Source organism: Kitasatospora sp. NPDC058190 (genome assembly GCF_042883685.1).
Classification (GTDB): Bacteria; Actinomycetota; Actinomycetes; order Streptomycetales; family Streptomycetaceae; genus Kitasatospora.
Map to the genome: position 1 here is coordinate 1 of NZ_JBHVVI010000180.1, position 13,883 is coordinate 13,883.

A 13,883-nucleotide genomic window follows, 5' to 3' on the forward strand; every position below is an offset into this window, starting at 1 on the left:
ACCGGGGCCTGCGGATCGAACGCGTGGCGGGGGCCGAGGCTCTGGACGCGCTGACCACGGACGGCGCCGAGCCGTGCGTCGGCGTCCTCTCCTTCCTCGCCGCCGACGGCCGCCCGCACCCGGACCACCACCTCGTGCCCCGTTACCTGCCCGCGACCGTCGAGCTGCTGCGCGCCCTGGAGGCCGCCGGCGGTCCGGCGCGGCTCTGGTGCCTGACCCGGGGCGCCGTCGCGGCCGAGGGCGCCGACCGGGTGCGCGAGCCGGAGCAGGCGCAGCTGTGGGGCCTCGGCCGGGTGGCCGCACTGGAGCACCCGCAGCGCTGGGGCGGTCTGATCGACCTGCCCGCCGCCCCCGACGCCCGCACCGCCGTCCGCCTGGCCGGCCTCCTCGCCCAGACCGCCGAGGACCAGCTCGCCCTGCGCGGCTCCGGCGCCTACGCCCGCCGCCTGACCCGCCGCCACCTGCCGGCGTCGCCCGTGGCGGACGACACGCCCACCACCGACGGCTGGACGGCTCCCGCGGGCACCATCCTCATCACCGGCGGCACCGGCGCCCTCGGTGCCCACGTCGCCCGCCGGCTGGCCGCCGCCGGTGCCGAGCACCTCCTCCTGGTCGGCCGCCGTGGCCCCGAGGCCCCCGGCGCGCGGGAGCTGAGCGACGAGCTGGCTACCCTCGGGGCCCGCGTCACCGTCGCCGCGTGCGACGTCGCCGACCGCGACGCGCTCGCCGCCCTGCTGGCCGAACACCCGGTGACCGGTATCGTCCACGCCGCCGGTGTCCTCGACGACGGCGTGTTGGAGAGCCTCACGGCCGACCGCTTCGACGCCGTGCTCCGCGCCAAGGCCGTCGCCGCCCGCAACCTCCACGAGCTGACGGCCGGGCACGACCTCGTCCTGTTCGTCCTGTTCTCCTCGATCACCGGCGTCCTCGGCAACCCCGGCCAGGCCAACTACGCCGCCGCGAACGCCTACCTCGACGCCCTCGCCGAGCACCGCCGCGCGGCCGGGCTGCCCGCCACCTCCGTCGCCTGGGGCCCGTGGGCCGGCGGCGGCATGGCGGGGGAGCACCCGGGCCTCACCGGGCGCATGCGGCGCAGCGGGCTCGCCCCGATCGACCCGGAGCGGGCGGTCGCCGCGCTGCGTCGGGCTCTGCTCGCGGATGCCTCCGGCCTCACCGTGGCGGACGTGGACTGGAGCGCGCTCGCCCCCGTGCTCACCGCCGCCCGCCCGAGCGCGCTGATCGCCGACCTGCCCGAGGTCCGTCGCGCGGTCGCGCCCGCCACGACCACGGACACCAGCACCTCCCCGCTGGCCGATCAGCTGCGTGGCCGCACCGCCGACGAGCAGGAGCGCCTGCTGCTGGAGCTCGTCCGCACCGAGGCCGCCGCCGTCCTCGGGCACGCCTCCACCGCGACCGTCGACGCGACGAGGGCGTTCCGGGACCTCGGCTTCGACTCGCTGACCGCCGTCGAACTGCGCAACCGCCTCACCGCCGCGACCGGTCTGCGCCTGCCCGCGACCTTGCTGTTCGACCACCCGACCCCGGCGGCCGTCGCCGCGCACCTGCGCTCGGAACTGGCCGGTACGGCGGTGAGTGCGGCCCCCGCCGTCGCGCCGTCCGCCGCCGACGAGCCGATCGCGATCGTCGCGATGGCCTGCCGCTTCCCCGGCGGCATCGAGTCGCCGGAGGACCTCTGGCGCCTGCTCGCCGAGGGCCGCGACGCGGTGGGCCCGTTCCCGGCCGACCGGGGCTGGGACACCGACCGCCTGCACCACCCGGACCCTGACCACGAGGGCACCAGCTACGTCGCCGAGGGCGCGTTCCTCGCCGCCCCGGCCGACTTCGACGCCGCCTTCTTCGGGATCTCGCCGCGCGAGGCCCTCGCGATGGACCCCCAGCAGCGGCTCCTGCTGGAGACGGTCTGGGAGGCCGTCGAGCGCTCCGGCATCGACGCCGGGGCGCTGCACGGCTCGCGGACGGGCGTGTTCGTCGGCTCCAACTTCCAGGACTACCACCTGCTGCTGGACCCGGCCCGGGAGGGCGTGGCCGGGCACGTGATGACGGGCAACGCCGCGAGCGTGATCTCCGGCCGCGTCGCCTACACCCTCGGTCTGGAGGGCCCGGCCGTCACCGTCGACACGGCGTGCTCCTCCTCGCTGGTCGCCCTGCACCTGGCCGCCCAGGCGCTGCGCCGCGGTGAGTGCTCGCTGGCGCTCGCGGGCGGCGTGACGGTGATGTCCACGCCGCAGGTGTTCGTCGAGTTCTCGCGCCAGCGCGGCCTGGCCCCCGACGGCCGCTGCAAGCCGTTCGCCGCCGCCGCGGACGGGACGGGCTGGGCCGAGGGCGTCGGCGTGCTGCTGGTCGAGCGGCTCTCGGACGCGCGGCGCAACGGGCATCCCGTCCTCGCCGTCGTGCGCGGCTCCGCCGTCAACCAGGACGGCGCCTCGAACGGCCTGACGGCGCCCAACGGCCCGTCCCAGCAGCGGGTGATCCGGGCCGCCCTGGCCGACGCCGGCCTGACGCCCGCCGAGGTCGACGCCGTCGAGGCACACGGCACCGGCACCCGCCTCGGTGACCCGATCGAGGCCCAGGCGCTCCTCGCCGCCTACGGCCAGGACCGCGAACTCCCACTGCTCCTGGGCTCGGTGAAGTCCAACCTCGGCCACACCCAGGCCGCCGCCGGGGTCGCCGGCGTGATGAAGACCGTGCTCGCGATGCAGCACGGCGAGCTCCCGAAGTCCCTGCACATCGACGAGCCGACCGCGCAGGTCGACTGGACCGCCGGCGCCGTCGAGCTGCTGAGCGAGGCCCGGTCCTGGCCCGAGACCGGACGGCCGCCGCGCGCAGGCGTGTCCTCGTTCGGCGTCAGCGGCACCAACGCCCATGTGATCCTCGAAGCGGCCCCCACGCCCGAGCCGCTGCCCGAGCGCCCGGCCGCCGACCGCCCGCTGCCCTGGCTGCTGTCCGCCCGGACCCCCGAGGCCGTGCGCGAGCAGGCCCGCCGCCTCGCCGCCCACGTCCGTGCCGCCGAGCCCGCCCTCGACGACGTCGCCCGCTCGCTCGTCACGACCCGCGCCGCCCTGGAGCACCGGGCCGCCGTCGTCGCGCCCGACCGGGCCGGGCTCCTGGACGGCCTGGACGCACTCGCCGAAGGCCGCGCCACCCCCGCCGTCCTGGAAGGACAGGCCGCGGGGGAGGGCGCTCCCGTCTTCGTGTTCCCCGGCCAGGGCTCCCAGTGGGCCGGCATGGCAGTCGAACTCCTCGACACCGCGCCGGTGTTCGCGCAGCGCTTCGCCGAGTGCGCGGCGGCGCTGGAGCCGTACACCGACTGGTCGGCAACCGACGTCCTGCGCGGCGAGCCCGGTGCGCCCGGCTTCGACCGGGTCGACGTCGTGCAGCCCGTGCTGTTCGCCGTCATGGTGTCGCTGGCCGAACTGTGGCGCGCGCACGGCGTCGAACCGGCCGCCGTGCTCGGCCACTCGCAGGGCGAGATCGCCGCCGCCTGTGTGGCGGGCGCCCTGTCGCTGGACGACGCCGCCCGAGTCGTCGCCCTGCGCAGCCGGGCGATCCGGCAGCTCGCGGGCCTCGGCGGCATGGTCTCGGTGGCCGAGCCGGTCGTCGCCGTCCGCGAGCGCCTCATGCGCTGGGACGACCGCGTCTCCGTCGCCGCCGTCAACGGCCCCGGCTCGGTGGTGGTCTCGGGCGACCCCGAGGCCCTGGAGGAGCTGATCGCCGACTGCGAGCGGACCGGTGTGCGGGCCCGCCGCATCCCCGTCGACTACGCCTCGCACTCCGCGCACGTCGAGCGCATCGAGCACGAACTGCTCGACCTCCTCGCGCCGATCACCCCGCGCAGCGCCGACGTCCCGTTCTGCTCGACCGTCACCGGCGCCGTGATCGACACCGCCGGGCTGGACGCCGCCTACTGGTACCGCAACCTGCGCCACACCGTGGAGTTCGAGCAGGCCACCCGCACCCTGCTGGCCGCCGGCCACCGGGTGTTCGTCGAGGTCAGCCCGCACCCCGTGGTGACCACCGGTGTCCAGGAGACGATCGAGGACAGCGGCCTGCCCGCCGCCGCCCTCGGCACGCTGCGCCGCGACGAGGGCGGCCCCGGCCGCTTCCTGCTCGCCCTCGCCGACGCGCGCAACCACGGCGCCCGGGTGGACTGGGACCTCCTGTTCGCCGGCACCGGCGCGCGCGCCCATGAGCTGCCGACGTACCCGTTCCAGCGGCAGCGCTACTGGCCGCGCCCGGGCGGGACGGGTGGCGACGTCACCACGGCGGGGCTGGCCGCGCCGGAGCACCCGCTGCTCGGCGCCGCCGTCGAACTCGCCCAGGGCGGCGGGCTGGTGGCCACCGCCCGCTGGTCGCTGCACACCCACCCGTGGCTCGCCGACCACGCCGTCGCGGGTACCGTCGTGGTGCCCGGCGCCGCGCTGGTCGAGGCGGTCGTCCGGGCCGGCGACGAGCTCGGCTGCGGGCGCATCGAGGAACTGACCCTGCACGCGCCCGTCCTGCTGCCCGAGCGCGGTGCGCTCCAGGTGCAGATCGAGGTCGGCGCCCCGGACGACACGGGCCGGCGCCCGGTCGCCCTGCACACCCGCCCGGCCGACGCGGACGCGCCCGAGGGCTGGACCCGGCACGCCGACGGCAGCGTCGTCCCCGCCGGGGCCGAGCCCGCGCCGGGGTCCGCCGCCTGGCCGCCCGCCGGCGCCGAGCCGATCGACGTCGGCGGCTTCTACCCGGGCCTGCGCGAGCAGGGCTACGGCTACGGCCCGGTGTTCCAGGGCGTCCGCGCGGCCTGGCGCCTCGGCTCCGCCGTCCACGCCGAGGTCGAGCTGCCCGCGCCGGCCCGCGCCGAGGCCGCCCGCTACGGCCTGCACCCCGCCCTCCTCGACGCCGCCCTGCACCCGGCCGGGCTCGGCCCGCTGGCGGGCCGCCCCGGGCTGCCGTTCGCCTGGACCGGCGTCACGCTCCACGCCGCCGGGGCCACCGCGCTGCGAGTGACGCTCACCCCGGCCGGGCCCGACACGGTGTCCGTCACGATGTCCGACCCGACCGGCCGCCCGGTGGCCGCCATCGAGGCGCTGGCCGTGCGCCCGCTCGCCGAGGGCGCCCTCGACCCGGACGCCCGGGTGGCGCGCGAGGCGCTCTTCCACCTGGACTGGCCGGCCCTGACCCTCCCCGAGCCCGGGCCGGCCCCCGCCCGCTGGACCGTCCTCGGCGAGCCGCCCGCCCACGCGGCGGCCCTCGCCGAGGCGGGCGTCACCCTCGGCGCCGACGCGGACGTCACGCTCGTCGAACTCAGCGGCGACGAGCCACTCGACGCCCTCGACCACGCCCTCGCCGTCCTCCGGACGTGGCTCGCCGACGACCGCCCCGACGCCACCCTGCTCGTGACCACCCGCCGCGCGGTCGCCGCCGACCCCGCCGAGGACGTCCACGACCTGCCCGCCGCCGCCGTCCACGGCCTGGTCCGCTCCGCCCAGAGCGAGCACCCCGGCCGCATCGTCCTCGCCGACCTGGACGACGACCCGGTCTCCTGGCGCGCTCTGCCCGCCGCGCTGGCCACCGGGGAACCCCGGCTCGCCCTGCGCCACGGCACCGCCCACGCCCCCCGCCTGGCCCGCGCCCACACGGCCGAGCCGCTGCCCGTGCCCGACGGTCCGTGGCGCCTCGACATCCGCACCAAGGGCACCGTCGACAACCTCGAACTCCTGCCGAGCCCCGACGCGGCCGCGCCGCTCGCCGAGGGCGAGGTCCGCATCGAGATCCGGGCCGCCGGCCTCAACTTCCGCGACGTCCTCAACGCCCTCGACATGTACCCGGGCGGCGCCCGCTTCCTCGGCTCCGAGGCGGTCGGCGTCGTGCGCGAACTCGGCCCCGGCGTCACCGGACTCGCCGTCGGCGACCGCGTGATGGGCATGGTCCCGGGCGGGTTCGGCCCGCTCGCCGTCACCGATCACCGCCTGCTCGCCCGCGTCCCGCAGGGCTGGACCTTCGCCCAGGCCGCCTCGGTCCCCGTCGTCTTCCTCACCGCCTACTACGCCCTGCGCGACCTCGCGGACCTCCAGGCCGGCGAACGCCTCCTCGTCCACGCCGCGACCGGCGGCGTCGGCATGGCCGCCACCCAGCTCGGCCGCCTCTGGGGCGCCGAGGTCTACGGCACCGCGAGCGAGGCCAAGCAGCACCTGCTGCGCGCGGACGGGCTGCCCGACACCGCCATCGCCTCCTCCCGCACCCTCGACTTCGAGGAGCGCTTCCGCACCGCCACCGGCGGCGACGGCGTGGACGTCGTCCTCAACTCCCTTGCGGGGGAGTACGTCGACGCCTCGCTGCGCCTGCTCGCGCCCGGCGGACGGCTGATCGAGATGGGCCGCACCGACGTCCGCGACCCCGCCGAGGTCGCCGCCGCCCACGACGGCGCCCGCTACCGGGCCTTCGTCCTCCAGGAGGCCGGGCCCGAGCGGATCGGCGAGATGCTCGCCGACCTGGTCGAGCTGTTCGAACGGGGCGCGCTGCGCCCCCTCCCGCTCACCTGCTGGGACGTCACCCGCGCCCGCGAGGCCTTCCGGTACATGGCCCAGGCCCGGCACACCGGCAAGATCGTGCTCACCGTCCCGCGCCCCTGGGACGCCGACGGCAGCGTCCTGATCACCGGCGGCACCGGTACCCTCGGCGCCGAACTCGCCCGCCACCTGGTCACGGCGCGCGGCGTGCGGCACCTCCTGCTCGCCGGCCGCACCGGCCCCGACGCCCCCGGCGCGGCGGCCCTCGCCGAGGAGCTGACCGCCCTCGGCGCCGAGGTCACCGTCTCCGCCTGCGACACCGCCGACCGCGACGCCCTGGCCGCCCTGCTGGCCGCCGTGCCCGCCGAGCACCCGCTCACCGCCGTCGTCCACGCGGCCGGCGTCCTCGACGACGGCGTGGTCGAAGGCCTGACGGCCGACCGGCTCGCCGCCGTACTGCGCCCCAAGGCCGACGCCGCCCGCCACCTGCACGAGCTCACCCGCGGACTCGACCTCGCCGACCTCGTCCTGTTCTCCTCCGCCGCCGGCGTCTTCGGCGCGCCCGGCCAGGGCAACTACGCCGCCGCCAACGCCTGGCTCGACGCCCTCGCCCAGCACCGCCGCGTCGCGGGCCTGCCCACCACCGCCCTCGCCTGGGGCCTGTGGGCACAGGCCAGCACCATGACCGCCCACCTCGGCGCCACCGACCGGGCCCGCGCCGAGCAGTCCGGCGCGCTCACCCTCAGCACCCCGGACGGCCTCGCCCTGTTCGACGCCGCCCTCGCCGACCACCGCGCCCTCCTGGTCCCGGTCCGCCTCGACACCGCCGCCCTGCGCTCGCGCGGCGCGGCGGAACTCCCCGCCCTGCTGCGGTCCCTGGTCCGTACCCCGGCGCGCCGCACCGCGCAGGGCGCCCAGGCCGCCGACGGGCTGCGTGCCCGCCTCGCCGGGCTCACCGCGGCCGACCGCACCGCGGCGCTGCTCGACCTGGTGAGCGGCTGCACCGCGGCCGTCCTCGGCCACTCCTCAGCCGACCAGGTCCACGCCACGCGGCCGTTCCGCGACCTCGGCCTCGACTCCCTGACCGCCGTGGAACTGCGCAACCGCCTCAACACCGCGACCGGCCTGCGGCTGCCCGCGACCCTCGTGTTCGACCACCCCACTCCGGGGGCCCTCGCCGGGCACCTGGCCGACGGCCTCACCGGCACCGGCGGGGCGACCGCGACCGGTGCGGCCCTCCAGGCCGCCGACGAGCCGATCGCGATCGTCGGCATGGCCTGCCGCTTCCCCGGCGGCGTCGCGACCCCCGACGACCTGTGGACCCTGCTGTCCGCCGGCACCGACGCCATCGCCCCGTTCCCCGCCGACCGCGGCTGGGACCTCGACCGCCTCTACGACGGCATCCCCGACCACCCCGACTCCTCCCGCACCCGCGAGGGCGGCTTCCTCGCCGACGCCGCCGGCTTCGACGCCGCCTTCTTCGGCGTCAGCCCCAACGAGGCCCTCGCGATGGACCCGCAGCAGCGGCTCCTCCTGGAGACCTCGTGGGAGGCCCTGGAACGCGCCGGCATCGACCCCGGCACGGTGCGCGGTAGCCGCACCGGCGTCTTCGCCGGCCTGTCCTCCAGCGACTACCTCGACCGGGTCGCCCGCATCCCCGAGGAGGCCGCGCCGTACGTCAGCACCGGCAACGCCGCGAGCGTGATCTCCGGCCGGGTCGCCTACACCCTCGGCCTGGAGGGTCCGGCGGTCACCGTCGACACCGCCTGCTCGTCGTCCCTGGTGGCGCTCCACCTCGCGGTCCGCGCGCTGCGCGGCGGCGAGTGCGCGCTCGCCCTCGCGGGCGGCGTCACCGTGATGTCGACGCCGATGATCCCGGTCGACTTCGCCCGCCAGCGAGGCCTGGCCGCCGACGGCCGCTGCAAGCCCTTCGCCGACGCCGCCGACGGCACCGGCTTCTCCGAGGGCGTCGGCGTGCTGCTGGTCGAGCGGCTCTCGGACGCGCGGCGCAACGGGCACCCCGTCCTCGCCGTCGTGCGCGGCTCGGCCGTCAACCAGGACGGTGCCAGCAACGGGCTCAGCGCCCCGAACGGCCCCTCCCAGCAGCGCGTGATCCGGGCCGCCCTGGCCGACGCCGGCCTGACGCCCGCCGAGGTCGACGCCGTCGAGGCACACGGCACCGGCACCCGCCTCGGCGACCCGATCGAGGCCCAGGCGCTCCTCGCCACCTACGGCCAGGAGCGTGAACACCCGCTCCTCGTCGGCTCGGTGAAGTCCAACCTCGGCCACACCCAGGCCGCCGCGGGCGTCGCCGGCGTCATGCGCACCGTCCTCGCCCTGCGGCATGCCGCCCTCCCGCAGAGCCTCCACATCGACCGGCCCACCACGCACGTCGACTGGACGCAGGGCGCCGTCGACCTGCTCACCGAGGCCCGCGACTGGCCCGCCACCGGACGGCCCCGCCGCGCCGGCGTCTCCTCCTTCGGCCTCAGCGGCACCAACGCCCACGTGATCCTCGAACAGGCCCCGGACCAGGAGCCCCAGGCCGCCCCCACGACCGAGCGCCCCGCCCTGCCCTGGCTGCTCTCCGCCCGCAGCGCCGAGGCCCTGCGCGGCCAGGCCCGCGCGCTGCTCGACCACCTCGACGTCAGCGCCGCCGCGCCGCTCGACCTCGCCCACTCCCTCGCCACCGGCCGCGCCCTGCTGGAGCACCGCGCCGCCGTCGTCGGCACGGGCACCGAGGACCTGCGGGCCGGCCTCGCCGCGCTCGCCGACGGAACGCCCGCCCCGGGCGTCGTCACCGGCCGGCACGGAGGCGGGCGCGACCGCCGGGTCGTCCTCGTCTTCCCCGGCCAGGGCTCCCAGTGGGCCGGCATGGGCGCCGAGCTGCTCGACGCCTCACCGGAGTTCGCCGATCGGATCGCCGCCTGCGGACAGGCCCTCGCCCCCTGGACGGACTGGTCCCTCGAAGCCGTCCTGCGCGGCGAAGCCGAAGCGCCGTCACTCGACCGCGTCGACGTCGCCCAGCCCGCCCTGTGGGCCACCATGATCGCGCTCGCCGCCTGCTGGCAGGCCCACGGCGTCACCCCCGCCGCCGTCCTCGGCCACTCCCAGGGCGAGATCGCCGCCGCCTGCGTGGCCGGCGCTCTCTCCCTGGAGGACGGCGCGAAGGTCGTCGCCCTGCGCAGCCAGGCCATCGCCCGCGGCCTCTCCGGTCACGGCGGCATGGTGTCGGTGCCGCAGTCCCACGCCGACGTCCTCGCCCGCATCGAGCCCTACGGCGGCCGGATCTCGGTGGCCGCCGCCAACGGCCCGTCCGGCGTCGTCGTCTCCGGCGAGAGCGCCGCCCTCGACGACCTCCTGACCGGCTGCGCCCGCGACGGCGTCCGGGCCAAGCGCATCCCCGTCGACTACGCCTCCCACTCCGCCCAGGTCGAGCGGATCGAGGAGACCCTCCGCACCGAACTCGCCGCACTGACCACGAGCGAGGCCCGCATCCCGTTCTTCTCCACCGTCACCGCCGACTGGCTCGGCGACACCCCGCTCGACGCCGGCTACTGGTACCGGAACCTGCGGCGGACCGTCCGCCTGGAGGAGTCCGTCCGCGCCCTGCTCGCCCAGGGCCACGACGCCTTCCTCGAATGCAGCCCGCACCCCGTGCTCGCCATGGCCGTCGAGGACACCGCGGCCGACGCGGGCGCCCAGGCCGTCGTGCTCGGCACCGTCCGGCGCGAGGACGGCGGCCCGGCCCGGCTGCTGACCTCCCTCGCCGAGGCCCACGTGCGCGGCGTGCGGATCGACTGGCGCCCCGCCCTCGCCGGCGGCCGACCCGTCGACCTGCCCACCTACGCCTTCCAACGCCGCCGCTACTGGCTCGCCCAGGACGCCGCCCGCACCGGCACGCCCCTCGAACCCTGCGGGCTGGACCGCGCCGTCCGCCTCGCGGACGCCGACACCGTGCTGCTCACCGGCCGGATCGGCACCACGACGCACCCGTGGACGGCCGACCACCGGGTGCGCGGTACCGCCGTCGTGCCGGGCACCGCGCTGCTCGACTGGGCCGTGCGGGCCGGCGACGAGGCGGGCTGCCCGACCGTCGCCGAGCTCACCGAGCTCACCCCGCTGACCCTGCCCGACCACGGCACCGTCGACATCCAGCTCGCCGCGGGACCCGCCGACGCCGACGGCCGACGGGCCCTCACCGTCCACGCCCGCCCGACCGGCGCGCCCGACGACACCCCGTGGACCCGCCACGCCACCGGCACCCTGACCAACGGCACTCTGACCACCGGCACTCTGACGACCGGCGGCGCCGACGGCGCGGCCCTGACCGAATGGCCCCCCGCCGGTGCCCACGCACTGGCCGCCGAACCGGACGCCACCGAGTACGGCGAGCGCTTCCGCACCGTCGTCGCGCGCTGGCAGCGCGGCGACGAGTTGTTCGCGGAGGTCGCCCTGCCCGAGGAGCACCGCACCGAGACGGCCGGCTTCCGCGTCCACCCCGGGCTGCTCCAGTCCCTGCTCGCCGCCCTCCCGGGCGGCACCGACCCCGCCCAGCCCGCCGACTGGCACGGCGTCACCATTCACGCCACCGGCGCCGCCCTGCTCCGCGTCCGGCTCGCCCCGGCCGCCGGCGGCAGCCACGCGCTCACCGCCGCCGACGCCGACGGCGCCCCCGTGCTCACCGCCGAGGCCGTCACCGTCCGCCCGATCGCGGCCGAGCACCTCGCCCCGGCGGCCGACCCGCTCCACGCGGTCGAGTGGATCCCCGTCTTCGGCGCCGACCTCGGGGACACGGCCGTCCTCGGCGACGACGCGCTCGCCGCCGCCCTCGGCGCCCGCGCCCACGCCGACCTCGCCGACCTCACCGCCGCCCTCGACGCCGGAGAACCCGCACCCGTCACCGTCGTCCACCGCCTCACCGCCACCGACGACGGCGACCCCGTCACCTCCGCGCACCGCGCCGTCCGGGCCGCCCACGGCCTCGCCCGCGCCTGGCTCGGCGAGCCCCGGCTCGCCGACGCCCGCCTCGCCCTGCTCACCCACGGCGCCGAGGCCGCGACCCCCGCCACCGACGTCACCGTCCTCGCCCAGGCGGCGGCCCACGGACTCATCCGCTCCGCCCAGTCCGAGAACCCCGGCCGCTTCCTCCTCGTCGACCTCGACGGCGACCCGGCCTCCGACGCCGCCCTGCCCACCGCCCTCGCCGTCCCCGACGAGCCGCGCCTGGCCGTCCGCGGCGGCGAGGTGACGGCACCCCGGCTGCGCCCCCTGGCCTCCGGGGAAGGTCGAGCGTGGTCCTGGAACCCCGCGGGCACCGTCCTGATCACCGGCGGCACCGGCACCCTCGGCGCCCTCGTCGCCCGCCACCTCGTCACCGAACACGGCGTCCGCCACCTCCTGCTCACCGGCCGCCGAGGCCCCGACGCCCCCGGCGCCGCCGAACTCCTCGCCGACCTCGCGGCCCTCGGTGCCGACGCCCGCGTCGCCGCCTGCGACACCGCCGACCGCTCCGCCCTCGACGCGCTCCTCGCCACCGTCCCCGCCGAGCACCCGCTCACCGGCGTCGTCCACGCCGCCGGCGTCCTGCACGACGGACTACTCGAAAGCCTGACGGACGACCAGCTCACCGAGGTGCTGCGCCCGAAGGTCGACGCCGGGTGGAACCTCCACGAGGCGACCAGTCACCTCGACCTCTCCGCCTTCGTCCTGTTCTCCTCCTTCGCCGCCACGGCCGGCGGCCCCGGCCAGGCCAACTACGCCGCCGCCAACGCCTTCCTCGACGCCCTCGCCCACCGCCGCCGCGCCGAAGGCCGCCCGGCCGTCTCCCTCGGGTGGGGATACTGGGGAGAATCGAGTGGAATGACGTCCACGCTGGACGCCGTGGACATCGCCCGCTTCGCGCGCTCCGGCATGCTGCCGCTCACGGCCGTCCAGGGCCTCGCCCTGCTCGACGCCGCGAGCGGAGTCGACCGACCGCACCTGGCCCCGATCCGGCTCGACCGGCACGCCCTCGCCACGGCCGGGGCTCCGCCGCTCTTCGCCGAGCTCACGCCCCGCCGCGCCGTCCGGCGCACGGCCGCAGCCCCGGCCGGGAGTACGGCGACCAATGAGCGGGGCGTCCTGGACCGGCTGCCCGGCCTCGCCGCCGCCCAGCAGGAGAAGCTGCTGCTGGACGTCGTCGTCGGACACCTCGCCGCCGTCCTGGGCCACGGTTCGCCTCAGGCCGTCGAACCCGAGCGCGGCTTCCTCGACCTCGGCATGTCCTCCCTGACCGCCGTCGAGCTGCGCAACCGCCTCAACGCCGAACTCGGCCTGCGGCTGCCCACCACGACGATCTTCGACCACCCGTCACCCACCGCCCTCGCCGGGCGCCTGCGCGACCTGGTCGGCGCGCCCACCGACACCGCGGCGCCCGCCCGGCCCGTCTTCGCCGAACTCGACGAGCTGGAGAGCGCGCTCGGCGCCACCGAACTGGACGCCGACTCCCGCACCCGCCTCCTCGCCCGTCTCAAGAGCCTCCAGTGGCGGCTCGACGGCGACGCGACCGAGTCGCCCGCGGCCGCCGACGGGCCGGACGACGCGCTCGACGACACCACGGACGACGAGATGTTCGACCTGATCGACCGCGAGCTCGGACTCGCCTGAGGACCGGCCCCGGGGCCGTCCGCCCCGGGGCCGTCCCACGGACCCGTACGACCCTTCCGAACTGCGAGGATTCCCACCCATGGCCAGCACCTCCGAGGACAAGCTCCGCGACTACCTCAAGAAGGTCACCGCGGACCTGCGGCGCACGAGGCAGCGCCTGGAGTCCGTCGAGGCGAGGGACACCGAGCCGATCGCGATCATCGGGATGGCCTGCCGCTACCCCGGCGGCGTCCGCACCCCGGAGGACCTCTGGCGGCTCGTCGCCGACGGCGCCGACGCCATCGGCGACCTCCCGGAGGACCGCGGATGGGACACCCAGGGCCTCTACGACCCCACCCCCGGCACCCCCGGCAAGAGCTACGTGCGCCACGGCGGGTTCCTCGACGGCGTCGCCGACTTCGACGCCGAGCTGTTCGGCATCGCCCCCCGCGAGGCCCTCGCCATGGACCCGCAGCAGCGGCTCCTCCTCGAATCCGCCTGGGAGGCCATCGAACGCGCCCGCATCGCCCCCGCCGCCCTGCGCGGCAGCGACACCGGCGTGTTCATCGGCGGCGCCGACACCGACTACGGCTCCCTCGCCCGCCGGACCGAGGAGACCGAGGGCCACCTCCTCACCGGCGGAGCCGTCAGCGTCCTCTCCGGCCGCATCGCCTACACCCTCGGGCTGGAGGGCCCGGCCGTCACCGTCGACACCGCGTGCTCCTCCGCGCTCGTCGCCCTCCC

1 protein-coding gene and 1 pseudogene are annotated in these 13,883 nt (G+C 77.4%); both read left to right on the plus strand.

Annotated features, from left to right (window positions below):
• Window positions 1–23 precede the first annotated feature (23 nt).
• A pseudogene (locus ACFVWU_RS41905) lies at window positions 24–13,160 on the plus strand (SDR family NAD(P)-dependent oxidoreductase); the annotation flags it as partial.
• A 79-nt stretch (window positions 13,161–13,239) separates the two neighbouring features.
• The coding region (locus ACFVWU_RS41910; RefSeq protein ID WP_387631318.1) for a beta-ketoacyl synthase N-terminal-like domain-containing protein at window positions 13,240–13,883 on the plus strand (644 nt) is incomplete at its 3' end.